The following is a 26,661-nucleotide window of genomic DNA, read 5'->3' on the forward strand; positions in this document are numbered from 1 at the left end:
CTGCGCGGGGCAAAAGTTGTGTGGGCGTGGCGCATGTCTTGAAATTGCATTATGGCTGCGGGGTGCATGTCTCAAGAGTCATTTCGACCGTGAGATCGAGCGCCGCGCGGGCGGCGCTCGATCTCAAAAGCGACATCACCATAAAGGCATACACCCTCAGGCCCTGATGCAACCTCGCGCCGACCAGACGATCTCACAGCCAGTAGGTCACCGCCCACCAACCCAGCCCACCCATCACCACGGTATAGGGCAAGGCCATCCACACCATCCGCCCATACGACAGCCGGATCAGCGGCGCAATCGCCGAGGTCAGCAGGAACAGGAACGCTGCCTGCCCATTCGGCGTTGCCACGCTGGGCAGGTTGGTGCCGGTGTTGATCGCCACCGCCAGCGTTTCGAAATGCTCGCGGCTCATGCTGCCATTGAGAAACGCCTGCTTCACTTCGGTTATGTAGATGGTGGCGACAAACACGTTGTCGCTGATTGCCGACAGCAAACCGTTGGCCAGGTAGAGCATGCCCGGTTGCTGCTCGGCCGGCAGTGTCAGCACCCAGCTGATCAATGGGCTGAACAGCTGCTGCTGGTGAATCACCGCGACCACGGCGAAGAACACCACCAGCAACGAGGTAAATGGCATGGCGTCCTGGAAGGCGCGGCCCAGGCGGTGCTCGTCGGTGATGCCGGTAAAGGCGGTGATCAGCACGATCACCATCAGGCCGATCAGGCCAACCTCGGCCACATGCAGGCCCAGGCAGACAATCAGGATCAGCGCCGCGAGCCCTTGTACCCACAGCGCGACGCGCTGTGCCTGGGTGCGTGCGGCGTCATCCTCTGCCGCATAGGCGGCCAGCACCTGACGCACTGGCTCGGGCATCAACGTGCCGTAGCCGAACAGGCGCAGTTTTTCCAGCAGTACGCAGGTCAGCAGGCCGGCACCCAGCACTGGCAGCGACACAGGTGCCACCTTGAAGAAGAATTCGGCGAAGTGCCAACCCATCTCGTGGCCGATCAGCAGGTTCTGTGGCTCGCCCACCAACGTGCACACGCCACCCAGGGCGGTACCCACTGCGCCGTGCATCAGCAGGCTACGCAGGAAGTCGCGGAACTGGTCGAGGTCTTGGCGGTGCAGGTGGGCGATCTGCTGGTCGCTGTCCAGCGCGCTTTCCTCGCGTGGGTTGGCGCCAGACGCGACGCGGTGGTACACGGCGTAGAAGCCGACCGCAGCGCTGATGATCACCGCCGTCACGGTCAGCGCATCGAGAAACGCCGACAGAAACGCCGACAGCACGCAGAACAGCAACGCCAGAATTGCCTTCGAGCGCACCCCGAGCAAAATGCGCGAGAACAGGAACAGCAGCAGCTCCTTCATGAAATGGATGCCGGCGACCATGAACATCAGCAGCAGGATCACCGGGAAGTTGTGTTGCAGTTCCTCATACAGCGCCTGTGGCGTGGTCATCTGCAACAGCAAGGCTTCGATCAGCAGCAGGCCGCCCGGCATCAGCGGGTAACACTTCAGCGCCATGCCCAAAGTGAAAATGAACTCGAGCACCAGCGCCCAGCCGGCTGCAACCGGGCCAACGGTAACCAGCAGCAGCGGGTTGAGCACCAGGAACAGGCAGATGACCACCTTGTACCAAAGCGGCGACTGGCCCAGAAAACCATGGGCGAGGGCGCCGGACAGGGAGCGTGGCATGAATATGTATCCTTATGATTCGGCGATGGCGCACGGTGCCGGATTGGCGCGTCTTAGGCAAGGCGTGGAGTCCCGTTTTTGGCACAAGTACGGCCATCGGGCTGGGTTACCATCCACGCCATGAATCCTTCACCCGCAGGAGTGCCGCCCGTGACCGAGTACAGTGCGTTCAAGGTTGAACTGACCGACAACATCGCCCACGTTCAGATCAATCGCCCGGAAAAGGTCAACGCGATGAACGCGGCCTTCTGGGAAGAGATCATCGCTATCTTCCAGTGGATCGACGACACCGATGCCGTGCGGGCGGTAGTGATCAGTGGTGCCGGCAAGCATTTTTCCGCAGGCATCGACCTCATGATGCTGGCCTCGCTGGCTGGGCAAATGGGCAAGGACGTGGGGCGCAATGCGCGCTTTCTGCGTAGCACCATCCAGCGCCTGCAAGCCTCGTTCACCGCCGTGGACAAATGCCGCAAGCCAGTGCTGGCGGCCGTGCAGGGCTACTGCATCGGCGGCGCCATCGACCTCATCTCGGCGTGCGACATGCGTTACTGCAGCAGCGACGCGCAGTTCTCGATCAAGGAAATCGACATGGGCATGGCCGCCGACGTCGGCACACTGCAACGTTTGCCACGTATCATTGGCGACGGCATCATGCGTGAGCTGGCCTTCACCGGTCGCAACGTTGCGGCCGACGAGGCCCTGCGCATCGGCCTGGTCAACCGGGTCTATGATGATCAGGCCGCACTGATGGACGGTGTCTTTGCCATCGCCCGCGAGATTGCTGCAAAATCACCGATCGCCGTGGCCGGCACCAAGGAAATGCTCAGCTACATGCGTGACCATCGCATTGACGATGGCCTGGACTACATCGCCACCTGGAACGCCGCGATGCTGCAGTCCGAAGACCTGCGCGTGGCCGTGGCGGCGCACATGAGCAAACAGAAACCGACGTTCGCCGACTGATCGGGCCGGGGGACGCGCAGTCAAGGAATCTCCCGACATGTCAGCACGCTGGACTACTGCAGTACTCGACCCGCAGATCACCGGGGGTGTGGCCGTGGCCCGCAGCCCGGAAGGGTTTCTGGTGGACGACAACGGCGCGCTGTTCCCCCGCGACTGGCTGAAGCGCCAGGACCTCGATGTGCTGTGCGAGCATGGCATCGGCCACTTTGACGGCCAGCCGGTATTTTTGCTGGAACTGCGCAGCGCCACCGATGTGCCCGGCTGCAGCTGGCGTGGGCTGCGTGCGTTCATGCTCGAAGGCGACTTCGACACCTACAAAGTACTGGGTTACGCCGCGCAGATCGGCACCTGGGCCCGCGAGCACCGTTTCTGCGGCAGCTGTGGCCAGGCGATGACACAAATTCACTGGGAGCGGGCGATGTACTGCCAGCCGTGCGACCTGCGCAGCTACCCGCGTATTTCGCCGAGCATGATCGTGCTGGTGACCCGTGGTGATGAAATCTTGCTGGCGCGCTCGCCGCGCTTCGTCACCGGTGTGTACAGCACCCTGGCGGGTTTTGCCGAGCCGGGTGAGTCGGCCGAAGACTGCCTGGTGCGCGAAGTGCGCGAGGAAGTGGCCGTGGACGTGCAGAATATCCAGTACGTCGGCAGCCAGTGCTGGCCGTTCCCGCATTCCATGATGCTGGGTTTCCATGCCGAATATGCCGGGGGCGAGATAGTCATGCAGCCGGACGAGATCGAGGATGCCCAGTGGTTCAGCGTCCACGACCTGCCGCCGCTGCCGGCCGGGCGGTCCATTGCCCGGTACCTGATCGATCTGTATGTGGCCAGGCGTTTAGGCTTGCCCGAACCAGTGCTGCCACGCTAGGCGCACAGTCAGTGCCAGCACCACGGTGATGAACACCGGGCGGATGAATTTGCTGCCGCCGCTGATCGCCGTGCGTGCGCCGAAGAAGGCGCCCACCATGACCGACAGGCCCATGCACAGGCCGACGATGTAATCCACCTGCCCGGAAATGACGAACACCGTCAGCGCCGCGATGTTGCTGACGAAGTTCATGCTGCGCGCCACCCCGCTGGCGCGGACCAGGTCGATGGGGTACAGCAGCAGGGTGCTGACCGTCCAGAACGCTCCGGTGCCTGGCCCTGCGACGCCGTCGTAGAAGCCCAGGGTGAAGCCTTGCGGTACCTGCCACTTCTTCTTGATGGGTGCATCGGCATCCAGCGGGGCCTTGGGTGTGCCGCCGAACAGCAGGTAGATGCCACAGGCGAACACGATTACCGGCAGCATCTTGTTCAGCCATTCGGCTGGCATGTAGTGGGCGATGACCGCGCCGAGCAACGCCCCGGTCAAGGTGGCGAACAACGCCGGGCGCCACTGCGCCGGGTGGAACAGTTTGCGCTTGTAGTAGGTGAAACCTGCGGTGGCCGAACCGAAGGTGGAACTGAGTTTGTTGGTGCCCAGCACCAGGTGCGGTGGCATGCCGGCGGTGAGCAGGGCCGGGGTGGTGAGCAGGCCCCCGCCACCGGCGATGGCATCGATGAAACCGGCGACGAAGGCGACCAGGGCCAGAATCAGCAGGGTTAAGGGTTCTACGGTGAGTTCGAAGGGCATGGGGGTCTTGGCAGGCAGGGAGGCAAGGTGCGGCAAAAGGCCGCGCTAGAAGGGTGACATGGTAATCCTGGGAGGGGTGTGTTGCCAGTGGCGGCCTCTTCGCGGGTAAACCCGCTCCCACAGGTTCAGCGTCGAACCTGTGGAAGCGCTGTACCTGTGGGAGCGGGTTTACCCGCGAAAGGGCCGTTACAGGTGATCACATCAGCTACGGATAAACGCCAGCAAATCCGCATTGATCACATCGGCATGGGTAGTCGGCATGCCATGCGGGTAACCTTCGTAGGTTTTCAACGTGCCATTGGGCAGCAGCTTCGCCGAAAGCACCCCAGAGTTTTCATACGGCACGATCTGGTCATCGTCCCCATGCATCACCAGTACCGGCTGGTTTATGCCTTTGAGGTCTTCGGTGAAATCGGTCTGGGAAAACGCCACGATGCCATCGTAATGGGCCTTGGCGCTGCCGATCATGCCCTGGCGCCACCAGTTGGCGATGATGCCCTCGCTGGCTTCGACACCGGGGCGGTTGTAGCCGTAGAACGGCCCGGCCGGTACATCCCGGTAAAACTGCGCACGGTTGTTGGCGACCTGGGCCTGGAAGTCATCGAACACCGACTTGGGCAGGCCGCCAGGGTTGTCGGGCGTTTGCACCATCAGTGGCGGCACGGCGGCGATCAGCACCGCTTTGGCCACCTTGTCCTGAGGGTAGCGGGCCATGTAACGCACCACCTCGCCACCGCCGGTGGAGTGGCCGACATGCACGGCGCCCTGGACACCCAGGTGGGCAACCACGGCTGCCACATCATCGGCGTAGTGGTCCATGTCGTGGCCGTCCCATACCTGGCTGGAACGGCCATGACCACGCCGGTCATGGGCTACCACGCGGTAGCCCTGGGCGAGAAAGAACAGCATCTGGGCATCCCAGTCATCTGCGCTCAGCGGCCAGCCGTGGTGGAAGTGAATGACCGGGGCGTCGCGTGGGCCCCAGTCCTTGTAGAAAATCTGCACGCCGTCCTTCGTGGTTACATGGCTCATGATCGTGTCTCCTGTCTGCAGGAACCGAAGGGAGCTATTGAGAATAGGAGAGATTCCGGCGCAGCAAGCGCCGGTCGTCTTCAGACAGTGTCGCGCAGTCTGTACCAGGCTTTGGCGGCGGCTTCCAGCGGTGCTGCGAGCAGGTCCCCGCCGGGGAACCGGCCATTGTCGATGCCTTGGTACAACGCCAACAGGTCGTCGTCACCGAGGATGGCATCGCTGACCGCCCGCGCCGCGGCCAGGGTAGGCAGTATGCCGTGGCCGGAGAAACCCTGCAGCCAATAGCGCTGGTCTTCGCGGCCGACGTCAGGGGTGCGCCGGGTGCTGCAATCGATATGGCCGCCCCAGGCATAGTCAATGGCTACCCCGGCCAGTTGCGGGAACACCCGCTCCAGGTAAGGGCGCGTGGCGCTGGCGACGTCCTTGGGAATGCCGCCCAGGTAAGTGCAGCCGCCACCGAACAGCAGGCGGTGGTCCGGGGTGAGGCGCAAGTAGTCGGGTACGAACTGGTTGTCGATCACGCAGCTGTTGCGCGGCAGCAGTGAGCGGGCGACGTCGGCGTCCAGTGGTGCGGTGGCGACCTGGTAGGAACCGACTGGCAACAGGCGCCGCGACAGGCCGGGGTCGAGGCGGTCGATGTAGGCGTTGCAGGCCAGCACCAACACCTGGCAGCGCACTTCGCCGTTGTCTGTGCGGGCAACATAGCCGTTGCCGGCTTTTTGATAACTGAGTACCCGGCTTTGTTCGTAGATGTGCCCACCACCCGCTTCGAGGGTGCTGGCCAGACCTTGGGCCAGCTTCAGCGGGTTGAGGTGGGCGCCTTTGGCGTCGTAGAGCGCAGCCTGGTAACGCGGGCTGTCGATCCATTGCGGCAGCTCGTCGCGGCTGATCAGGCGCAGGGCGTCGGAGCCCCATTTGCTTTCGGCATCGTGCAGGGCTTCTTCAAGCATTTTCACCCGGCGCGGCAGCACGGCGGTCCATAGGCTGCCCAGCCTGTAGTCGATATCGAAACCATGGCGCTGGGGCAGCTCGCGCAGTTCGTCGGCGGCCCAGCACATGCTCGCCCACAGGCGCTGGGTACGTTCCAGGCCCAGGGCTTTTTCCAGTGGCGGCATGTCGCAGGACCAGCCCAGCAGCGCCTGGCCGCCATTGCGCCCGGAGGCAGCCCAGGCCACGCGGCTGGCCTCCAGCAATGTGACGCGCTTGCCGGCCTGGGTCAGGCGCAGGGCGGTATGCAGGCCACTGAAGCCGGCGCCGATGATCAGCACATCAGTGTCGTGGAGGCCTTGCAGGGTAGGACGCAGCGGAATGTTGGCGGGGTAGGTCTGGGCGTAGTAGCTGGCGACGTGCTGGGCGGATTGTTTGAACATGCAGAAGCCTCGTGAAAATTATTGTGATTATTTTCATGAAAACTTAGCAGGGAAATTTCATAGCGCCAATGTGTCAGGCAGGGTTTAGTCGTTTGCCTGTTATTAATGTGCTGCCTGAGCAGGCCCTATCGCTGGCAAGCCAGTGCAGAAGTTTCAGGTTGTCGCCTTTTTCCGGGGCTGGCGCGGCTTGCCCGCTGCCGACTTGCTTCCGGCCGCTTTGCTTTTTCCACTGCCACCGCGACGCTTCTTCTTCCAGGGCGGTGCTGCCCCGGCTGCCGGCCCGCTGATGGTCATGCGCATGCCGCTGCAACGTTCCACCAGTTTGCCCATCCACGCCGACTGCCGGGCCACGAATTCTTCCAGGCTCATCTCGCCGCTTTGCACCATGTCCAGCGCCTGCTCCCAGATCGCCGTGGTGCCAGGGTCGGCGATGGCGCGGGGTACGGCATCAATCAGGCTGAAGGCCGCGGGTGTGGCCGCGAGCGCCTTGCCGTTCTTCACCAGGTAGCCGCGGTCGAGCAAGCCCTGGATGATGCTGGCGCGGGTGGCCTCGGTGCCGATGCCGGTGGTTTCCTTGAGCTTCTGCTTAAGGCGCGGGTCGTCCACCAGCTTGGCCACGTTTTTCATGGCCTTGATCAGGTCGCCTTCAGTGAACGGCTTGGGCGGCTGGGTCCACAGGTCTTTCAGTTGCAGGCCTTGCACGGTGCAGTCCTGGCCTTCGCGCAGCACGGGCAGCACCTGGGCCGGCGGTGCTTCGCGGCCTTTTGCCGGGGTCAGCGCCTCGGGCAGGGCGCGGCGCCAACCCGGTTCGACGATCTGCTTGCCCACTGCGCGCAAGGCATGGCCGGCACAGTCGAAGTCGGCCTGGGTGCGGTCGTACTCATGATTGGGCAGGAACTGGGCCAGGTAGCGGGCGCGGATAAGCGTGTACACCGCCTTGTGCTTGGCCGGCAGGCGTGAGGGGTCGCTGGCGGCGGCGGTGGGGATGATGCCGTGGTGGGCGCTGACCTTGGCGTCGTTCCATGCCCGCGAGCGGCGTTGGGGCTCCAGGTAGGGCTGTAGCGGCGCCAGGCTGGCATCGGCCCGTTGCAGGGCAGCCAGGATGGCGGGGGCCTCGGCGTGCTGGCTTTGTGGCAGGTAGCCGCAATCGCTGCGCGGGTAGGTGATCAGCTTGTGGGTCTCGTACAGGGCCTGAGCGATGTCGAGGGCTTCCTGGGCGCCCAGGCCGAACTTTTTCGAGCACAGCTCCTGCAGGGTGCCGAGGTCGAAGGGCAGGGGCGCGGCTTCACGCATGCGCTCGGTGGTCACCTTGACGGCCCGGGCCGTACCGGCATTACCGATGGCGGTGGCAGCCTGTTGCGCCAAACCCTGGTTCAGGCAGCGGCCCTGATCGTCGCAGGCATCTTCGGGTGCACGCCATTGGGCGTTGAAACGTTGGCCTGCGTGTTCAAGCTGTACGTCGATGGCCCAGAACGGCACCGGCACGAAGTCGGCAATGCTGCGGTCGCGGTCGACCACCAGGCGCAAGGTGGGTGTTTGCACCCGCCCCACCGGCAGCACGCCCTGGTAGCCGGATTGGCGGCCAAGCAGGGTGAACAGCCGGCTCATGTTCATGCCGATGAGCCAGTCGGCGCGGGAGCGGCCCAGCGCCGAGTGGTACAGGTTGAACGTTTCGTGGCCTGGCAGCAGGCGCGCCAGGGCCTTGCGGATGGAGGTGTCATCCAGCGCCGACAGCCAAAGGCGCTGCACCGGGCCGCGGTAGCGGCAATGCTCGACCAGCTCGCGGGCGATCATTTCGCCTTCGCGGTCGGCATCGGTGGCAATTATCAGCTCCCGGGCTTCGCCGAGCAGGCGCTTCACCGCCTTGAACTGGCTGGCGGTTTTGGGCTTGACCAGCATCTTCCACGTGTCCGGGATGATCGGCAGGTCGGCCAGGTTCCAGCGCTTGTAGCGTTCGTCGTAGCTGTCGGGCGGGGCGGTTTCCAGCAGATGGCCGATGCACCAGGTTACGCAGACATCGGTACCTTGCCAGCAGCCGTCGCCCTTGCGAGTGGCGCCAAGCACTTTGGCGATGTCTTTTGCCTGTGAGGGTTTTTCGCAGAGGAACAGGCGCATGGCCGGGAACGCTTCATCGGGGGTGATGGGTACTAGGATGCGCAAGCGGGGGCGCGGAGGCAAGTTTTATCTGGATGGATGTACAGGTTTTTGTCAGGGGAAGTATCTTGAGCCTGTTCCGGCCCTTTCCCGGTTGAACCCGCTGCCACAAGGGCCCCCACAATTTGCAGATGTATGGGGCCCCTGTGGGCTGGTCATGGATCAGGCGTGCGAGTCGCGCACCATGTCCACGTGCGGGATGCCGGCTTCGAGGAATTCCTCGCTGACCACGCGAAAGCCCAGCCGCTCGTAGAACGGGGTGGCGTGCACCTGGGCGCTGAGCGTCTGCTGCTTCAGGTCGCGGTTCTGTGCTTCGGCGATGACCGCATTGACCAACGCATCGCCAACCTTCAGGCCCCGCCAGTCCTTGAGCACGGAGATGCGACCGATGGTGCCGTCAGCCAGCAGGCGCGCGGTACCAATCGGATAGTCGCCTTCCTGGGCCAGGAAGTGGACGGCGTCCTGATCTTCCGAATCGAACTCCAGCTCTGGTGGAATGTGCTGCTCGGCGACGAACACCGCTTCACGGATACGGCGGATGTCGGCGTTGTCTTTGTGCCAGTCGGCAAGGCGAACGCTGATCTTATTCATTGGCGAATCCCAGGCTTCCTTGTTTGACCAGCTGCTGTACAAGCATAAGGCCATCTTCATCCTGCAGCCACTCGGCGAGGTTGTCGACATGCAGGGCATCGGCCGCGCACACCAGCTTCAGCAGCTCGCGCAGTTTGCCTGGCAGTGGGCAGCTACGGCCGCTGGCGAACAGCAGCAAGTCGTCTTCGAACTCTGACCAGGCCATGCGGGCGCTCGGGTTGCGGATCAGGATGGCGCCTTGCTCGAGGGCGTCGACCAGCTCCTGCTCGCTCAGCTCTTCGCCAACGATCTGTTCGGGGTAACGCGGCTCGGTCATGAACTGGCCGAACCAGGTCAGCAGCAGGTCCTTGTCGCCCATGTGCTTGTCGAGCAGGGCCTTGAGGCGGTCGAGGGCGTCGTGCTGGATCTGGTGTGGGTCGCTGACCGGCTGGGCGTCGGCGTCACTGTAGCGTTCTTCGTCCGGCAGGAACTGGCCCAGGAAATCGGTGAAGTGGGTCAGTACTTCGGCGGCGCTTGGCGCGCGGAAGCCGACCGAGTAGGTCAGGCAGTCGTCCACGGCTACACCGTAGTGGGCCAGGCGTGGCGGCAGGTAGAGCATGTCACCTGGTTCCAGGGTCCATTCGCCGCTCTGCTCGAAGTCGGCAAGGATACGCAGGTCGGCGTGCTCCAGCAGCGGGCTGTCGCTGCTGCACATCTGGCCGATCTTCCAGTTGCGCTGGCCGTGGCCCTGCAGCAGGAACACGTCGTAATTGTCGAAGTGCGGGCCAACGCTGCCACCGGGGGCGGCGAAGCTGATCATCACATCGTCGATACGCCAGCTGGGCAGGAAGCGGAAGTTTTCCAGCAGTTCGGCCACTTCCGGGACGAACTGGTCCACGGCCTGTACCAGCAGGGTCCAGTCCTTTTCCGGCAGCTCGGCGAAGGTGTCTTCGTTGAACGGGCCGCGGCGCAGCTCCCACGGGTGTGCACCGTGTTCAAGCACGATACGCGACTCGACTTCCTCTTCCAGGGCCAGGCCAGCCAGTTCGTCGGGGTCGATCGGGCTGATGAAGTCCGGGAAGGCCTGGCGCACCAGCAGGGGCTTCTTCTGCCAGTAGTCGCGCATGAATTCGCGGGCCGAGATGCCGCCGAGCAGCTGCAGTGGAGTATCAGGATTCATGTTCAACCTATTGAAAAAACGTAGTTTTCGTCCGGGAATAAAAACGCCCGGCCAGGCCGGGCGTTGTATGCGACGGTCAGCTTAGATGCGTTTGGCCTGGGCTGCCGCGTTACCGATGTAGGTAGCGGGGGTCAGCTGCTTGAGCTCGGCCTTGGCTTCGGCTGGCATGTCGAGGCCGTCGATGAAGGTGAGCAGCGCGTCCGGGGTGATGCCCTTGCCACGGGTCAGCTCTTTGAGCTTCTCGTAGGGGTTTTCGATGTTGAAGCGGCGCATCACGGTCTGGATCGGCTCGGCCAGCACTTCCCAGCAGGCGTCCAGGTCGGCGGCGATGCGGGCTTCGTTGACTTCCAGCTTGCCGATGCCTTTCAGGCTGGCTTCGTAGGCAATGACGCTGTGGGCAAAGCCCACGCCCAGGTTGCGCAGCACGGTGGAGTCGGTCAGGTCGCGCTGCCAGCGCGAGATCGGCAGCTTGCTGGCCAGGTGCTGGAACAACGCATTGGCGATACCCAGGTTGCCTTCGGAGTTTTCGAAGTCGATCGGGTTGACCTTGTGCGGCATGGTCGAGGAGCCGATTTCGCCGGCAACGGTCTTCTGCTTGAAGTAGCCCAGCGAGATGTAGCCCCACACATCACGGTCGAAGTCGATCAGGATGGTGTTGAAGCGGGCGATGGCGTCGAACAGCTCGGCGATGTAGTCGTGCGGCTCGATCTGGGTGGTGTACGGGTTGAACTGCAGGCCCAGCTCGTCTTCGATGAAGGCGCGGGCGTTCTCTTCCCAGTCGATCTGCGAGTAGGCCGACAGGTGGGCGTTGTAGTTGCCCACGGCGCCGTTGATCTTGCCCAGCAGTGGTACGGCAGCGACCTGGGCGATCTGGCGCTCCAGGCGATACACGACGTTGGCCAGCTCTTTACCCAGGGTAGTCGGCGAAGCCGGCTGGCCGTGGGTGCGCGACAGCATTGGCACGGCGGCGTGTGTGTGGGCCAGGGTGCGGATGGCGTCGGCGATCTGGCGCATCAGTGGCAGCAGCACGTCGTCACGGCCGGCGCGCAGCATCAGCGCGTGGGACAGGTTGTTGATGTCTTCGCTGGTGCAGGCGAAGTGGATGAACTCGCTGACCTTGGCCAGCTCAGGCAGCTTGGCAGCCTGCTCCTTGAGGAGGTATTCGATCGCCTTGACGTCGTGGTTGGTGGTGCGCTCGATTTCCTTGACGCGCTCGGCGTGCTCAAGTTTGAAATCGGTGGCCAGGTTGTCCAGCAGGGCATTGGCTTCGGCGGTGAACGCCGGCACTTCGCCGATCTGCGGGTGGGCGGCCAGGCGCTGCAGCCAGCGCACTTCGACCAGGGCGCGGAAACGGATCAGGCCGAATTCGCTGAAAATGGGGCGCAAGGCCTGGGTTTTGCCGGCATAACGGCCGTCTACAGGGGAAACCGCAGTGAGCGAAGAGAGCTGCATGGGGTGTTCTCGGACAGTCAGGCTTTTGGAGGGCGCATATCATACATGAAAAATACGCCGAGGTCGGGTGGCTGACCAAAGGTCGGCCCAATTTGGATCTGGTGGCAGACCCTGTGGGAGCGGGCATGCCCGCGAGCACCGGCGTAGCCGGTGCCATACACCGAGTCGCCTGCTTCGCGGGCACGCCCGCTCCCACAAAGGGCAGCTCAGCCCGTCAGCTGGGGCTGCGCATCATGTCGTACAGTTCGTTCAGCAGCTTGCGCCGGCTGAACACCAGCTGCCAGCGGTGACCGCCCAGCTGGCGCCACAGGCGTGCGGCGCGGATACCGGCCAGCAGCAGGGCGCGGATTTTCGAGGCGTTGCTGGCCTGCTGCAGGAAGCGCATGTCGCCATGCACCTGAATACGCTGGCGCAGGGTGCTCAGGGTGTCCTGGTACAAGGCTCCACTGGAAGCAATGACGTTTTCGTGAACCAGGCCAAAATGGTCAGCCTGGGACTGGATTTGTGGCAGGCGGTTGCCAATGGTGTCGAGCAGGTCGCCACGTTTGTTCAGCTGGCGCTCCAGGCCCAGCATCGACAGGGCATAGCGCAGTGGCTCGCGCTGCAGGCTGCTGGGGTCGCGCTCCAGGGCACCGGCCAGCGCACGGTAGCCGTCACGCAGGTTCAGGTCGTCACCGCCGAACACCTCCAGGGTGTTCTTGGGGTCGCGGACCAGCAGGCTGCCGAGCATGCAGCCGATGTTGGCCTCACTGGCCTGGCCGGTGCGGGCGATGCGGTCTACCAATACGGCGGCCTGAAACACACCGCCCAATGCAATCAGCTGCTCCTGCAGGTTGCTCATGCGCGCGGGCTCCAGGGCTCGGCGGCTTCGATCACGCCGCCGCCCAGGCATACTTCACCGTCATAGAACACTACCGACTGGCCTGGGGTAACGGCGCGTTGCGGTTCGTCGAACACAGCGCGGTAGCCGCTGGCCGTAAGCGCCAGGGTGCACTGCTGGTCGCTCTGGCGGTAGCGGACCTTGGCGGTGAGCTGGCGCGGGCTGCTGAGGTCGATGGGGTTGACCCAGAAGATGTCCGAGGCGAGCAGGGCGCGGGAGAACAGCCAAGGGTGTTCGTTACCCTGGCCGACCACCAGCACGTTGCGGGTCAGGTCCTTGTGCAGCACGTACCACGGCTCGTCACCGGCATCCTTCAGGCCGCCAATGCCAAGGCCCTGGCGCTGGCCGATGGTGTGGTACATCAGGCCATGGTGGCGGCCGATCACTTCACCTTCGGTGGTTTCGATGTTGCCCGGCTGGGCTGGCAGGTACTGCTTGAGGAAGTCGCTGAAGCGGCGCTCGCCAATGAAGCAGATGCCGGTGGAATCTTTTTTCTTGGCGGTGGCCAGGCCGTGTTTCTCGGCGATGGCGCGCACTGCCGGTTTTTCCAGCTCACCGACCGGGAACAGGGTGCGGGCAATTTCCTTGCCGCCGACGGCGTGCAGGAAGTAGCTCTGGTCCTTGTTCGGGTCCAGGCCCTTGAGCAGTTCGGTGAGCGCGCCAGTGTCACGACGGCGCACGTAGTGGCCGGTGGCGATCAGGTCGGCACCCAGTGACAGGGCGTAGTCGAGGAACGCCTTGAACTTGATTTCGCGGTTGCAGAGGATGTCCGGGTTGGGCGTGCGGCCGGCCTTGTATTCTTCAAGGAAGTGCTCGAACACGTTGTCCCAGTATTCGGCGGCGAAGTTGGCGGTGTGCAGCTTGATGCCGATGCGGTCGCAGACGGCCTGGGCGTCGGCCAGGTCTTCACGGGCGGTGCAGTATTCGGTGCCGTCGTCTTCTTCCCAGTTCTTCATGAACAGCCCTTCCACCTGGTAGCCCTGCTCGATGAGCAGAAGGGCGGAGACGGAAGAGTCCACGCCGCCGGACATGCCGACGATGACGCGGGTCTTGGCGGGGTCTTTGAGTGCTGGGCTGGTCATGGTTACCGGTGTGTATCAAGGGAAAAACGTCGATTCTATCAAACCCGTGGCGACGCGTCAGTCGCGTAGCAGGGTAAGGCTGTGCAAGGGGCCTTTGAGGTAGTCGTCAAGGCAACGTGGCACCAGCTCGCTGCGCCAGCGGGCCGGGTCGGCCAGCAGCTCGTCGCGGGTCAGCCACACGGCGCGGACGATGTCGCTGTCCAGCGCCAGGTCGGCGTGATGGCACACCGGGCGGGCAGCAAAGCAGATGCGCTGGTAGGTCACGCCGTTGCTGGGGGCAGTGTAGAGATAGATACCGACCACGCCGGTGAGCTCGACTTCCCAGGCGGTTTCTTCCAGGGTTTCGCGCAGCGCGGCCTGGGGCAAGGTTTCGTTGGGCTCCAGGTGGCCGGCGGGCTGATTGAAGACGTGCAGGCCGGCTTTGAATTCTTCGACGAAGAGGAACTTGCCCTCGTGCTCGACGATGGTGGCGACGGTGATGTGGGGTTGCCAGGTCATTTACGGTGTCCTTTCAGAGGGTCGGGACCGCTTTGCCGGCGATGGCCCGCAAAGCAGCCCCAATGTCCAGAACGCAAAAACCCCGGTGCGTGGCCGGGGTTTTTGCTGTTACTTCAAGCGAACCTTACAGGGCAGCAATGGCGCTGTTCAGGGTCTGGCTTGGGCGCATCACCTTGGCGGTCAGCTCGGCATCAGGGGCATAGTAGCCACCGATATCGGCCGGCTTGCCCTGAACGGCGTTGAGCTCGGCGACGATGGTCGCTTCGTTCTCGGCCAGGGTTTTTGCCAGCGGTGCGAAGCGCGCTTGCAGCGCAGCGTCGTCGGTTTGAGCGGCCAGGGCTTCAGCCCAGTACAGGGTCAGGTAGAAGTGGCTGCCGCGGTTGTCGATACCGCCAACTTTGCGCGAAGGCGACTTGTTGGTGTCGAGAAACTTGCCGGTGGCCTGGTCCAGGGTGCTGGCCAGAACCTTGGCGCGCGGGTTGTCGTAGGTGTTGCCCAGGTGCTCCAGGGAAGCGGCCAGGGCCAGGAATTCACCCAGCGAGTCCCAACGCAGGAAGTTCTCTTCAACCAGCTGCTGCACGTGCTTGGGCGCCGAACCGCCGGCGCCGGTCTCGAACAGGCCACCACCGTTCATCAGCGGCACGATCGACAGCATCTTGGCGCTGGTGCCCAGTTCCATGATCGGGAACAGGTCGGTCAGGTAGTCGCGCAGCACGTTGCCGGTCACCGAAATGGTGTCCTTGCCTTCGCGGATGCGGGCCAGGGAGAACTTGATGGCGTCGACCGGAGCCAGAACACGGATGTCCAGGCCAGTGGTGTCGTGATCCTTCAGGTATTGCTGCACCTTCTCGATCATCACGCCGTCGTGGGCGCGGGCCGGGTCCAGCCAGAACACCGCAGGGGTGTTGCTCAGGCGGGCACGGTTGACGGCCAGCTTGACCCAGTCCTGGATCGGCGCGTCTTTGGTCTGGCACATGCGGAAGATGTCACCGGCTTCGACGTTCTGCTCCAGCACAACGTTGCCTTTGCCATCGACCACGCGCACGACGCCGTCGGCCTTGATCTGGAAGGTCTTGTCGTGGGAACCGTACTCTTCGGCTTTTTGCGCCATCAGGCCAACGTTCGGCACGCTGCCCATGGTGGTCGGGTCGAAGGCGCCGTGCTGCTTGCAGTCTTCGATGGTGGCCTGGTAGATACCGGCGTAGCAACGGTCCGGGATCACGGCCTTGGCGTCTTGCAGTTCACCGGCGGTGTTCCACATCTTGCCCGAGTCACGGATCATGGCCGGCATCGAGGCGTCGACGATCACGTCGCTCGGCACGTGCAGGTTGGTGATGCCTTTGTCGGAGTTGACCATGGCCAGGGCCGGGCGCTGGGCGTACAGGGCCTGGATGTCAGCCTCGATCTCGGCCTGCTTGTCGGCTGGCAGGTCCTTGATGCGGGCGTACAGGTCGCCGATACCGTTGTTGGCGTTGAAGCCTACTTCGGCCAGGGCTGCGGCGTGCTTGGTCAGCACGTCGTTGTAGAACTCTTCGACGATGACGCCGAACATGATCGGGTCGGAAACCTTCATCATGGTGGCTTTCAGGTGCACCGACAGCAGCACGCCGGCGGCCTTGGCATCAGCGATCTGCTCGGCGATGAAGGCTTTCAGGGCCTTGCGGCTCATGGTGGCGCAGTCGATGATTTCGGCGGCCTTGACGGCGGTTTTCTCTTTCAGGACGGTGGTGCTGCCGTCTTTGCCAACCAGCTCGATGCGCAGGCTGTCGTCAGCTTCGATCAGTGCGGCTTTTTCGCTGCCGTAGAAGTCGCCCTGGGTCATGTGGGCAACGTGCGACTTGGAGTCGGCGGCCCAGGCGCCCATCTTGTGCGGGTGCTTGCGGGCGTAGTTCTTCACCGACAGCGGCGCGCGGCGGTCAGAGTTGCCTTCGCGCAGCACCGGGTTCACGGCGGAGCCCTTGATGCGGTCGTAGCGGGCACGGGACTCTTTCTCGTCCGCGGTGGCCGGCTCGTCGGCGTAGTCAGGGATGTTGAAGCCCTTGCCTTGCAGTTCCTTGATCGCGGCCTTGAGCTGCGGTACCGAGGCGCTGATGTTTGGCAGCTTGATGATGTTGGCTTCAGGGGTGGTAGCCAGCTGGCCCAGTTCCGCCAGGTGATCGCCTACTTGCTTCTCTGCGCCCAGTTGCTCCGGGAAGGCGGCAAGGATACGGCCGGCCAGGGAGATGTCGCGAGTTTCGACGGCGATGTCAGCCGAAGCGGTGAAGGCTTCGACGATCGGCAGCAGCGAGTAGGTGGCGAGGGCGGGGGCTTCGTCGGTGAAGGTATAGATGATCTTGGAACGGGTGGGCATGCGGGTTAACTCTCTGTGTGCTGAGCGTGCTCGAGTCTCGTGGTGCGCAGGGTAGGCGCATCGCCCTGGCAGCGCCATGAGCGGAAAGTCGAGAGGCTGCGAGCGGTGATGGTGGATGCATCAGTCGAGCGTCAATGCTGAGCTGCGGTAACAACCCAGGCTTTTCGGCCATTCATGGCCAAGGGCGGTCCGCATTTTCCTGGGATTCGCCCCGATGACCCTACGGTCGCGGCGGAGTATACCAAACCATTCGGGCTAATCAGCAAGGCCAAGTGATATCGGCCCATTTATAAGACCAAAGACGTAGCGGCAATGTGGCGGGTTGTCGCATGCCTTGCAGGTCGGCAGATGTGGTTTAGGCTCAGTGGATCGCACGATGTCCAATCACACCCGACAGCGGAGTAGTGCAAGCATGGGATACCAGAAAATCAAGGTTCCGACCGACGGCACCAAGATCACCGTCAATGCAGACCATTCGCTCAACGTTCCTGACAACCCCATCATTCCTTATATCGAAGGCGACGGGATTGGCGTCGATGTCTCGCCGGTAATGATCAAAGTAGTGGATGCGGCGGTGCAGAAGGCCTACGGCGGCAAGCGCAAGATCGCCTGGATGGAGGTGTATGCTGGCGAAAAAGCCACCCAGGTGTACGACCAGGACACCTGGTTGCCGCAGGAAACCCTCGACGCCGTGCGTGATTACGTGGTGTCGATCAAGGGCCCCCTGACCACCCCGGTGGGGGGTGGCATCCGTTCGCTCAACGTGGCCCTGCGCCAGCAACTGGACTTGTACGTGTGCCTGCGCCCGGTACTGTGGTTCCAGGGTGTGCCGAGCCCGGTGAAAAAGCCCGGTGATGTCGACATGGTGATCTTCCGGGAAAACTCCGAGGACATCTATGCCGGTATCGAGTGGAAGGCCGGTTCGCCTGAGGCGAACAAGGTGATCAAGTTCCTCAAGGAGGAAATGGGCGTCACCAAGATCCGCTTCGACCAGGACTGCGGCATCGGCGTCAAGCCGGTATCCCGCGAGGGCACCAAGCGCCTGGTGCGCAAGGCCCTGCAGTACGTGGTGGACAACGACCGCGAATCGCTGACCCTGGTGCACAAGGGCAACATCATGAAGTTCACCGAGGGGGCCTTCAAGGACTGGGGCTACGAGGTGGCCAGGGACGAGTTTGGTGCCGAATTGCTCGATGGCGGCCCGTGGATGAAGTTCAAGAACCCCAAGACCGGCCGCGAGGTCATCGTCAAGGACGCCATCGCCGACGCCATGCTGCAGCAGATCCTGCTGCGCCCGGCGGAGTACGACGTGATCGCCACCCTCAACCTCAACGGTGACTACCTGTCCGACGCCCTGGCGGCGGAAGTGGGCGGTATCGGCATCGCGCCGGGTGCCAACCTGTCCGACACCGTGGCCATGTTCGAGGCTACCCACGGCACCGCGCCCAAGTATGCCGGGCAGGACAAAGTGAACCCTGGCTCGGTGATTCTCTCGGCAGAGATGATGCTGCGGCACATGGGCTGGGCCGAGGCGGCCGACCTGATCATCAAAGGCACCAACGGTGCGATCGGTGCCAAGACCGTGACCTACGACTTTGAGCGCCTGATGGACGGCGCCACGCTGGTGAGCAGTTCAGGCTTTGGCGATGAAATGATCAAGCATATGTAGGCAATGCAAAACCGGCCGCTTCCCGGTAAAGAAGCGGCCGGTTGTTTCGTATACCGGCACAGCGCAGGCAGTCAGGCTTTGGCAGTTTCGCTCTGCGGCTCGCCCAGGGTTCTGGCACCCTCTGCCGCGGCCACCGCAGCGTCTTTGATGTCGACGGCGTGCAGACCTTTGGGGCCCTGTACGATGTCGAACACTACGCACTGGCCTGCCTTGAGGGTCTTGTATCCGTCCATTCGGATGGCCGAATAATGGGCGAACAGGTCATCGGATTTACCTTCTTCATTGATGAACCCATAGCCCTTGGCATTGTTGAACCACTTGACTTTACCGCTTGCCATCCCTATGTCCCTCTGCAAAGGACTCCATCACTGGAGTATCATCCACTTCATCCGCATACGAACCTTGCGAAAAATCTGGTTGACTGCGCGGATCTTTATCGACCACGGTGGGTTCTTATTGGTTGTAACACCGTTTTGCCGATAGTCAAGGTCGCCCGGCGCCTGCGCTGGATGCGGCCTGTGCCGTCAACCCACAACCTTAACCTGACGCTCATGATGAAATTCTTTCCATGCATGCACCTAGTGAGATTCGACTAACATTCAATCAGGATCGCCCGCAATCGAATGAGGACGACGGCTCGGGTCTTGCAGTCCAGGAAGCCAAGCCGATCCTGCAGGCGCCACCGATGTACAAGGTGGTTTTGTTCAACGATGACTACACGCCAATGGATTTCGTCGTCGAAGTGCTCGAGACGTTCTTCAGTCTGAACCGCGAGCTGGCGACCAAGATCATGCTGACCGTCCATACAGAAGGGCGGGCAGTGTGCGGATTGTTTACCCGTGACATCGCCGAAACAAAGGCTATGCAGGTCAACCAATACGCCAGGGAAAGCCAGCATCCGCTACTCTGTGAAATCGAGAAGGACGGTTAATCGCCGACCACTTGGGTATGAGGTGAAGCTATGTTAAACCGCGAGCTCGAAGTCACCCTCAATCTGGCCTTCAAGGAGGCCCGTTCGAAACGTCATGAGTTCATGACCGTCGAACATCTGCTGCTGGCACTCCTTGACAATGAGGCTGCCGCGACCGTTCTGCGCGCCTGTGGCGCCAATCTCGACAAGCTCAAGCACGACCTGCAAGAGTTCATCGATTCCACCACCCCGTTGATCCCTGTCAACGATGAAGACCGTGAAACCCAGCCGACCCTGGGCTTCCAGCGCGTGCTGCAGCGTGCCGTGTTCCACGTGCAAAGCTCTGGCAAGCGCGAAGTGACCGGCGCCAACGTGCTGGTGGCGATCTTCAGCGAACAGGAAAGCCAGGCCGTATTCCTGCTCAAGCAACAGAGCGTGGCCCGCATCGACGTCGTGAACTACATCGCCCATGGCATCTCCAAGGTGCCTGGCCATGGTTCGCACGCTGACAGCGATCAGGAAATGCAGGACGAAGAGGGCGGCGAAACGTCCTCGTCGAGCAACCCGCTGGACGCTTATGCCAGCAACCTGAACGAGCTGGCCCGTGCCGGCCGTATCGACCCGCTGGTAGGTCGCGAGCAGGAAGTTGAGCGCGTGGCGCAAATCCTTGCCCGCCGGCGCAAGAACAACCCGCTGCTGGTGGGTGAGGCGGGCGTGGGCAAAACCGCCATCGCCGAAGGCCTGGCCAAGCGCATTGTCGATGGCCAGGTGCCCGACCTGCTGGCGCAGAGCGTGGTGTACTCCCTCGACCTTGGCGCACTGCTGGCCGGTACCAAGTACCGCGGTGACTTCGAGAAACGCTTCAAGGCGCTGCTCGGCGAGCTGCGCAAGCGCCCGCAGGCGATCCTGTTCATCGACGAAATCCACACCATCATCGGTGCCGGTGCGGCGTCGGGCGGGGTGATGGATGCCTCCAACCTGCTCAAACCGTTGCTGTCGTCGGGTGAGATCCGTTGCATTGGCTCCACCACCTTCCAGGAGTTTCGCGGCATCTTCGAGAAGGATCGTGCCTTGGCACGGCGCTTCCAGAAGGTGGATGTCAGCGAGCCGTCGGTCGAAGACACCGTGGGCATTCTGCGCGGCCTTAAAGGGCGCTTCGAGAGCCACCACAACATCGAGTACAGCGACGAAGCCCTGCGCGCCGCCGCCGAACTGGCCTCGCGCTACATCAATGACCGGCACATGCCGGACAAGGCCATCGACGTGATCGACGAAGCGGGTGCCTACCAGCGCCTGCAGCCGGAAGCCAACCGCGTCAAACGCATCGACGTGCCGCAGGTCGAGGACATCGTTGCCAAGATTGCGCGCATTCCGCCGAAGCATGTCAGCAGTTCCGACAAAGAGCTGCTGCGTAATCTCGAGCGTGACCTGAAACTGACCGTGTTTGGCCAGGACCAGGCGATCGATTCGCTGTCGACTGCCATCAAGCTGTCCCGTGCCGGCCTCAAGGCGCCAGACAAGCCTGTCGGTTCGTTCCTGTTCGCCGGCCCAACCGGCGTCGGCAAGACCGAAGCGGCGCGGCAGCTGGCCAAGGCGCTGGGTGTGGAGCTGGTTCGTTTCGACATGTCCGAGTACATGGAGCGCCACACGGTGTCCCGCCTGATCGGTGCGCCTCCTGGTTACGTTGGCTTTGACCAGGGTGGCTTGTTGACCGAGGCGATCACCAAGCAACCGCACTGCGTCTTGCTGCTCGATGAAATCGAGAAGGCCCACCCGGAAGTCTTCAACCTGCTGCTGCAGGTGATGGACCACGGTACCCTGACCGACAACAACGGGCGCAAGGCCGACTTCCGTAACGTGATTTTGATCATGACCACCAACGCTGGCGCGGAAACCGCGGCACGGGCCTCGATCGGCTTCACCCATCAGGACCATGCGTCCGATGCCATGGAAGTCATCCGCAAGAGCTTCACGCCAGAGTTCCGCAACCGCCTGGACACCATCATCCAGTTCGGCCGCCTGAGCCACGAGACGATCAAGAGCATCGTCGACAAGTTCCTTATCGAACTGCAGGCGCAGCTGGAAGACAAGCGTGTGCTGCTGGAAGTCAGTGATGACGCCCGCGGCTGGCTGGCGGCGTCGGGCTACGATGTGCAGATGGGCGCGCGGCCGATGGCGCGGCTGATCCAGGACAAGATCAAACGGCCGTTGGCCGAGGAGATCCTGTTTGGCGAACTGGCCGAGCATGGCGGTGTGGTGCACATCGACCTGCGCGATGGCGAACTGGTGTTCGACTTCGAGACCACGGCTGAGGTTGCCTGACAAGCGAGGCCCTGTGGGAGCGGGCTTGCCCCGCGAACACCGGCGAAGCCGGTGCCATGCGCCGCGGGGCCTGCTTCGCGGGGCAAGCCCGCTCCCACAGAGAGGGTTGCAACCGTACAATTTCACAGGCACAAAAAAGCCCGGCACATGGCCGGGCTTTTTCATGGCTGGAGCTTAGCGCGCACGGTAGGTGATGCGGCCCTTGCTCAGGTCGTAGGGCGTCAGCTCGACGCGGACCTTGTCGCCAGTGAGAATACGGATGTAGTTTTTGCGCATCTTTCCGGAGATGTGCGCGGTTACGACGTGCCCGTTTTCCAACTCCACGCGGAACATGGTGTTGGGCAGGGTGTCGACGACAGTACCTTCCATTTCGAAGCTGTCTTCTTTCGACATGCAGTTGAGCCCTCGGATCCAGTGTTAGCCCGACGCATATCCGCACCGGGCAAAAAAGTGGCGCCGATTATGCCGGAAATCTGCGTGTCAAGCCAATGCTTTCAGTTAAGGGTGACCCAGCGCTGGTTTATCAGCAGCTCGATAGGCCGATACTGCGTCTTGTAGTTCATTTTCTTGCAGTTCTTGATCCAGTAGCCCAGGTAAACCGCCTCCAGGTCCTGGCGCACGGCTTCGGTGATCTGCCAGAGGATGGCGAAGCGGCCAAGGCTGCGTCGCTCCTCGTCCGGCTCGTAGAAGGTGTACACCGCCGACAGGCCGTTGGGCAGCAGGTCGCACACGGCCACCGCCATCAACCGGCCTTCCAGGCGGAACTCGTAGAACCAGCAGAACGGCAGGTCGCGTACCAGAAAGGTGGAAAACTGATCACGGCTGGGCGGGTACATGTCACCGTCGGCGTGGCGCGTTTCGATATAGCGCCGGTACAGCTCGAAGTACTCCTCCTTGAACGTGGGGCGCGCCGCGCTCACGGTCAGGTCGGCATTGCGCTTGAGAATGCGCCGTTGCTGGCGGTTGGGAATAAAGCGCGCCGCCGGGATGCGCGCCGGCACGCAGGCGTTGCAGTTCTGGCAGTGGGGGCGGTACAGGTGGTCGCCACTGCGCCGAAAGCCCATTTCCGACAGGTCGGCGTACACCTTTACGTCCATCGGCTGGCTGGGGTCGAGGAACAGTGTGGTCGCCTGCTCGTCAGGCAGGTAGCTGCAGGAGTGGGGCTGAGTGGCATAAAACTTCAACCGCGCCAACTCTGTCATGATCAACCCCTTCGGTGAGACTTTGTTTTAAGTGTAAGCCAGCTATGGCAACTCGCCTAGGCAACCCACGTTGCGCTGTTGGGCTGGTCGAGGTGGCGTGCCAGGTAGCCGGCGAACTCGGCGCGGCTGATGGCATGGGCGCCCAGGCTGTGCAGGTGGTTGGTGGGCATCTGGCAGTCGATCAGCACGAAGCCGGCTTCGCGCAGGTGGTTGACCAGGGTCACGAAGCCAACCTTGGAGGCGTTGTCGGCGCGGCTGAACATCGATTCGCCGAAGAACAGCTGGCCCATGGCCAGGCCGTACAGGCCGCCGACCAGCTCGCCGTCCTGGCGTACCTCCACCGAATGCGCGATGCCACGGCGGTACAGTTCGCAGTAGGCGTTGCGCATGGTGTCGGTGATCCAGGTGCCGTCGGCGTAGTCGCGTGGTGCGGCGCAGGCAGCGATGACGGCGGCAAAGTCGGTGTCGAAGCTGACCTGGTAGCGGCCTTGGCGTATCAGCTTGGCCAGCGAGCGGGAAACGTGCAGTTGGTCGGGCAGCAGCACCGTGCGCGGATCGGGTGACCACCACAGGATCGGCTGGCCGTCCTGGTACCACGGGAAGCAGCCATGGCGGTAGGCCTGCACCAGGCGCTCGGGGCTCAGGTCGCCGCCAGCGGCCAACAGGCCGTTGGGGTCGTGCAGGGCCTTTTCCAGGGGTGGGAAGGTCAGCGAGTCGCGGGTCAGCCAGGTGAGCATGGTCTATCGTGCGGTGGGGGAGGGGAGAGGGCAGCATGGCGCGGGTGAAAAGCAGGGTCAATCTCTTTGGCTGCTTCGCGGGCACGCCCGCTCCCACAGAAACACCACGGTCTTCAGGCTTGCGCAGGCCTGTGGGAGCGGGCGAGCCCGCGAAGAGGCCGGCACAGGCCAGGAAATCAGGCAATTTCCTGCACATTTATCAAGCCGCAGGCACCATCCGCTATATTTGCGGTCACACCTGTGCAAAAACACAGCATAAGCCTTTGTCACAAAAGAAAATGCATGCTCAAATTGCAGCCATGTGAAAGTCGCCCCCGGGCAAACCCCCATGCGGCGTGCCGCCATGGCGGCTGGCGGGCAGTAATGTTAAAAGTAGTGGTTCATTGGCCGCACAGCCGGCCGATCACTATTGGACGCGCACCACGCGCAGGAATAGACGCGTTTTGAAGAAATCCACCGCAACCCCAGCTCCTTTGCCTGTGCCCCTGTGGCGGCAGCAGCTGCATTATCGCCTCAAGGAAGGTGCGTTGATCGCGATCGGCGCCTTGTGCCTGTACCTGTGGATGGCGCTGCTGACCTACGACACTTCCGACCCGGGCTTCAGCCACACCAGCAACGTCGAGCAGGTGCAGAACGCCGCCGGGCGCGCCGGCGCCTACTTCGCCGACATCCTGTTCATGGTGCTGGGTTACTTTGCCTACATCTTCCCGCTGTTGCTGGGGGTCAAGACCTGGCAGATCTTCCGTGAGCGCCATCAGCCCTGGGACTGGAGCGGCTGGCTGTTCTCCTGGCGGCTGATCGGCCTGGTGTTCCTGGTGCTATCCGGCGCAGCGCTGGCACATATTCACTTCCATCCGCCGGCGAGCATGCCGTTTTCCGCGGGCGGCGCGCTGGGCGAAAGCCTGGGCGAGCTGGCGCGCAACCTGCTGAACGTGCAGGGCAGCACGCTGATGTTCATAGCCCTGTTCCTGTTCGGCCTGACCGTGTTCACCGATTTGTCGTGGTTCAAGGTGATGGACCTGACCGGCAAGATCACCCTTGACCTGTTCGAGTTGGTGCAGGGTGCCGCCAACCGCTGGTGGGAAGCGCGTAATGAGCGTAAACGCCTGGAGGCCCAGCTGCGTGAGGACGAGCCGGTGTTCAAGGCGCCGCCGATGGCCGCCGACAAGCGCGAGCCTGCCAAGCCGGCGTTGCGCGAGCGTCTCTTCAAGCGCGAAGAAGCGCCTGCTCAACCTGCCGCGCCACGCGAACCGACCTTGGCGCGTGAGCCCGTTGTGCCGCGCGAGCCGGTTGTGCCGCGTGAAACCGTGCTGCCCCGCGAGCAGCCTGCAGCCCCGACGATCGTGCCTCCGGCAGCGGCCAGGGCGCCGGAGCCGAGCAAGCGGGTGATGAAGGAGAAGCAGGCGCCGCTGTTCGTCGACAGCGCCGTTGAAGGCACCCTGCCGTCGATTTCCATCCTCGACCCGGCCGAGCAGAAAAAGATCGAGTACTCGCCAGAGTCCCTGGCCAGTGTCGGCCAGTTGCTGGAAATCAAACTCAAGGAATTCGGCGTTGAAGTCTCGGTGGACTCGATCCACCCAGGCCCGGTGATTACCCGTTACGAAATCCAGCCGGCCGCTGGCGTCAAGGTCAGCCGTATCGCCAACCTGGCCAAGGACCTGGCGCGCTCGCTGGCCGTGACCAGCGTGCGGGTGGTCGAGGTCATCCCTGGCAAGACCACCGTGGGTATCGAGATCCCCAACGAAAACCGGCAGATGGTGCGGTTTTCCGAAGTGCTGGCCACGCCGCAGTTCGAGGAGCAGAAGTCCCCGGTCACCCTGGCCCTGGGCCACGACATCGGCGGCAAGCCGGTGATCACCGACCTGGCCAAGATGCCACACCTGCTGGTGGCCGGTACCACCGGCTCCGGTAAGTCGGTGGGTGTGAACGCGATGATCCTGTCGATCCTGTTCAAATCCGGCCCGGAAGACGCGCGGTTGATCATGATTGACCCGAAAATGCTCGAACTGTCGATCTACGAAGGCATCCCGCATTTGCTGTGCCCAGTGGTCACCGACATGAAGGATGCTGCCAACGCCCTGCGCTGGAGCGTGGCCGAGATGGAGCGCCGCTACAAGCTGATGGCGGCCATGGGCGTGCGTAACCTTGGCGGCTTCAACCGCAAGATCAAGGATGCCCAGGAGGCCGGCGAGATCATCCATGACCCGCTGTACCGCCGCGAGAGCATGGACGACGAGCCGCCTGCGCTGAAAACCCTGCCGACCATCGTGGTGGTGGTCGACGAATTCGCCGACATGATGATGATCGTCGGCAAGAAGGTCGAAGAGCTGATCGCCCGTATCGCCCAGAAGGCGCGGGCGGCCGGTATCCACCTGATTCTTGCCACCCAGCGCCCGTCGGTGGACGTGATCACCGGCCTGATCAAGGCCAACATCCCGACCCGCATGGCGTTCCAGGTATCGAGCAAGATCGACTCGCGCACCATCATCGACCAAGGTGGTGCCGAGCAGCTGCTGGGCCACGGTGACATGCTGTACATGCCGCCGGGTACCAGCCTGCCGATCCGGGTGCACGGTGCGTTCGTCTCCGACGACGAAGTGCACCGCGTGGTGGAAGCGTGGAAGCTGCGCGGCGCGCCGGACTACAACGACGACATCCTCAACGGCGTGGAAGAGGCCGGCAGCGGCTTCGAAGGCGGCGGTGGCGGTGGGGATGGCGAAGATTCGGAAAGCGACGCCCTGTATGATGAGGCCGTGCAGTTCGTGCTGGAAAGCCGCCGTGCGTCGATCTCGGCCGTGCAGCGCAAGCTGAAGATCGGCTACAACCGCGCCGCCCGCATGATCGAAGCCATGGAAATGGCTGGCGTGGTCACCCCGATGAACAGCAACGGCTCGCGGGAAGTGATTGCCCCGGGCGGCCCGCGCGACTGATGAACACCTTGCCGGGCGCCAACGGTGGCGCCCGGTCTTTTCAATGCTC

23 protein-coding genes are annotated in these 26,661 nt (G+C 62.9%); 7 read left to right on the forward strand and 16 right to left on the reverse strand.

Features of this window, described 5'->3' with window-relative positions; translation table 11 throughout:
• Positions 1-193: 193 nt before the first annotated feature.
• Positions 194-1,696, reverse strand: coding sequence for a sodium/proton antiporter NhaB (nhaB, locus tag J3A71_RS10900; protein WP_096426528.1), 1,503 nt, complete (start codon positions 1,694-1,696; stop codon positions 194-196).
• Between the two features lie 150 nt (positions 1,697-1,846).
• Between nhaB and J3A71_RS10905 the strand changes: the two genes are divergently transcribed.
• The gene (locus J3A71_RS10905) at positions 1,847-2,659 is read left to right on the forward strand and encodes a crotonase/enoyl-CoA hydratase family protein (protein ID WP_095115622.1); all 813 of its coding nucleotides are present in this window, start codon (positions 1,847-1,849) and stop codon (positions 2,657-2,659) included.
• Between the two features lie 37 nt (positions 2,660-2,696).
• Positions 2,697-3,527, forward strand: coding sequence for an NAD(+) diphosphatase (gene nudC / locus J3A71_RS10910; protein ID WP_016488137.1), 831 nt, complete (start codon positions 2,697-2,699; stop codon positions 3,525-3,527).
• Here nudC and J3A71_RS10915 read toward each other — a convergent pair.
• The 11 genes from J3A71_RS10915 to J3A71_RS10965 form a co-directional block, all read right to left on the reverse strand.
• Positions 3,495-4,274 carry a TSUP family transporter gene (locus J3A71_RS10915; RefSeq protein WP_024717416.1) on the reverse strand — a complete coding sequence of 260 codons (780 nt, stop codon included), beginning with the start codon at positions 4,272-4,274 and terminating at the stop codon, positions 3,495-3,497. The two genes, nudC and J3A71_RS10915, sit on opposite strands and share 33 nt — an antisense overlap.
• A 201-nt stretch (positions 4,275-4,475) precedes the next feature.
• The gene (locus tag J3A71_RS10920; RefSeq protein ID WP_016488135.1) at positions 4,476-5,306 is read right to left on the reverse strand and encodes an alpha/beta hydrolase; all 831 of its coding nucleotides are present in this window, start codon (positions 5,304-5,306) and stop codon (positions 4,476-4,478) included.
• An 80-nt stretch (positions 5,307-5,386) separates the two neighbouring features.
• The gene (locus J3A71_RS10925; RefSeq protein WP_096426527.1) at positions 5,387-6,676 is read right to left on the reverse strand and encodes an FAD-binding oxidoreductase; all 1,290 of its coding nucleotides are present in this window, start codon (positions 6,674-6,676) and stop codon (positions 5,387-5,389) included.
• 153 nt (positions 6,677-6,829) lie between these two features.
• Complete coding sequence (locus J3A71_RS10930; protein ID WP_096426526.1) at positions 6,830-8,791, reverse strand: DNA topoisomerase III; 1,962 nt, start codon at positions 8,789-8,791, stop codon at positions 6,830-6,832.
• A 201-nt stretch (positions 8,792-8,992) separates the two neighbouring features.
• A complete protein-coding gene (locus J3A71_RS10935) occupies positions 8,993-9,421 on the reverse strand; it encodes a GNAT family N-acetyltransferase (protein ID WP_096426525.1) in 429 nt (142 codons plus the stop codon).
• Positions 9,414-10,580 (reverse strand): cupin domain-containing protein, encoded by a 1,167-nt coding sequence (locus J3A71_RS10940; RefSeq protein WP_016488131.1) that lies wholly within the window; start codon positions 10,578-10,580, stop codon positions 9,414-9,416. The genes J3A71_RS10935 and J3A71_RS10940 overlap by 8 nt, the downstream gene beginning before the upstream one ends.
• Positions 10,581-10,661: 81 nt before the next feature.
• Complete coding sequence (gene purB, locus J3A71_RS10945) at positions 10,662-12,032, reverse strand: adenylosuccinate lyase (RefSeq protein WP_024717417.1); 1,371 nt, start codon at positions 12,030-12,032, stop codon at positions 10,662-10,664.
• A 214-nt stretch (positions 12,033-12,246) separates the two neighbouring features.
• A complete protein-coding gene (hflD, locus tag J3A71_RS10950) occupies positions 12,247-12,873 on the reverse strand; it encodes a high frequency lysogenization protein HflD (RefSeq protein WP_096426524.1) in 627 nt (208 codons plus the stop codon).
• The gene (mnmA, locus tag J3A71_RS10955; protein WP_060517040.1) at positions 12,870-13,994 is read right to left on the reverse strand and encodes a tRNA 2-thiouridine(34) synthase MnmA; all 1,125 of its coding nucleotides are present in this window, start codon (positions 13,992-13,994) and stop codon (positions 12,870-12,872) included. The genes hflD and mnmA overlap by 4 nt, the downstream gene beginning before the upstream one ends.
• A 57-nt stretch (positions 13,995-14,051) precedes the next feature.
• Positions 14,052-14,492 (reverse strand): NUDIX hydrolase, encoded by a 441-nt coding sequence (locus J3A71_RS10960; protein ID WP_095115618.1) that lies wholly within the window; start codon positions 14,490-14,492, stop codon positions 14,052-14,054.
• Positions 14,493-14,616: 124 nt separating this feature from the next.
• Positions 14,617-16,842, reverse strand: a complete 2,226-nt coding sequence (locus tag J3A71_RS10965; RefSeq protein ID WP_102667660.1) for an NADP-dependent isocitrate dehydrogenase — start codon at positions 16,840-16,842, stop codon at positions 14,617-14,619.
• Between the two features lie 412 nt (positions 16,843-17,254).
• On the opposite strand from J3A71_RS10965, the gene icd reads away from it, so the two are divergent.
• Positions 17,255-18,511, forward strand: a complete 1,257-nt coding sequence (icd, locus tag J3A71_RS10970; RefSeq protein WP_016488126.1) for an NADP-dependent isocitrate dehydrogenase — start codon at positions 17,255-17,257, stop codon at positions 18,509-18,511.
• A gap of 71 nt (positions 18,512-18,582) precedes the next feature.
• Here the strand turns inward: icd and cspD are convergent, their stop codons facing one another.
• Complete coding sequence (cspD, locus tag J3A71_RS10975) at positions 18,583-18,849, reverse strand: cold shock domain-containing protein CspD (RefSeq protein WP_016488125.1); 267 nt, start codon at positions 18,847-18,849, stop codon at positions 18,583-18,585.
• 230 nt (positions 18,850-19,079) lie between these two features.
• On the opposite strand from cspD, the gene clpS reads away from it, so the two are divergent.
• Both clpS and clpA read left to right on the forward strand, forming a co-directional pair.
• The gene (gene clpS / locus J3A71_RS10980) at positions 19,080-19,442 is read left to right on the forward strand and encodes an ATP-dependent Clp protease adapter ClpS (RefSeq protein WP_003251220.1); all 363 of its coding nucleotides are present in this window, start codon (positions 19,080-19,082) and stop codon (positions 19,440-19,442) included.
• 30 nt (positions 19,443-19,472) lie between these two features.
• Positions 19,473-21,743, forward strand: coding sequence for an ATP-dependent Clp protease ATP-binding subunit ClpA (gene clpA / locus J3A71_RS10985; protein WP_016488123.1), 2,271 nt, complete (start codon positions 19,473-19,475; stop codon positions 21,741-21,743).
• 174 nt (positions 21,744-21,917) lie between these two features.
• Here the strand turns inward: clpA and infA are convergent, their stop codons facing one another.
• From infA to aat, 3 genes are all read right to left on the reverse strand, one after another.
• A complete protein-coding gene (infA, locus tag J3A71_RS10990; protein WP_002553999.1) occupies positions 21,918-22,136 on the reverse strand; it encodes a translation initiation factor IF-1 in 219 nt (72 codons plus the stop codon).
• Between the two features lie 101 nt (positions 22,137-22,237).
• The gene (locus tag J3A71_RS10995) at positions 22,238-22,945 is read right to left on the reverse strand and encodes an arginyltransferase (RefSeq protein WP_016488122.1); all 708 of its coding nucleotides are present in this window, start codon (positions 22,943-22,945) and stop codon (positions 22,238-22,240) included.
• A 56-nt stretch (positions 22,946-23,001) separates the two neighbouring features.
• Positions 23,002-23,682 (reverse strand): leucyl/phenylalanyl-tRNA--protein transferase, encoded by a 681-nt coding sequence (aat, locus tag J3A71_RS11000; protein ID WP_060517045.1) that lies wholly within the window; start codon positions 23,680-23,682, stop codon positions 23,002-23,004.
• 35 nt (positions 23,683-23,717) lie between these two features.
• On the opposite strand from aat, the gene J3A71_RS11005 reads away from it, so the two are divergent.
• Both J3A71_RS11005 and J3A71_RS11010 read left to right on the forward strand, forming a co-directional pair.
• Positions 23,718-23,987 (forward strand): hypothetical protein, encoded by a 270-nt coding sequence (locus tag J3A71_RS11005; protein ID WP_134792821.1) that lies wholly within the window; start codon positions 23,718-23,720, stop codon positions 23,985-23,987.
• Between the two features lie 138 nt (positions 23,988-24,125).
• Positions 24,126-26,612, forward strand: coding sequence for a DNA translocase FtsK (locus J3A71_RS11010; protein ID WP_016488120.1), 2,487 nt, complete (start codon positions 24,126-24,128; stop codon positions 26,610-26,612).
• The last annotated feature ends 49 nt before the right edge of the window (positions 26,613-26,661 follow it).

The sequence above is a fragment of the Pseudomonas sp. PvP089 genome, from assembly GCF_017875165.1.
Taxonomy (GTDB): Bacteria; Pseudomonadota; Gammaproteobacteria; order Pseudomonadales; family Pseudomonadaceae; genus Aquipseudomonas; species Aquipseudomonas fortuita.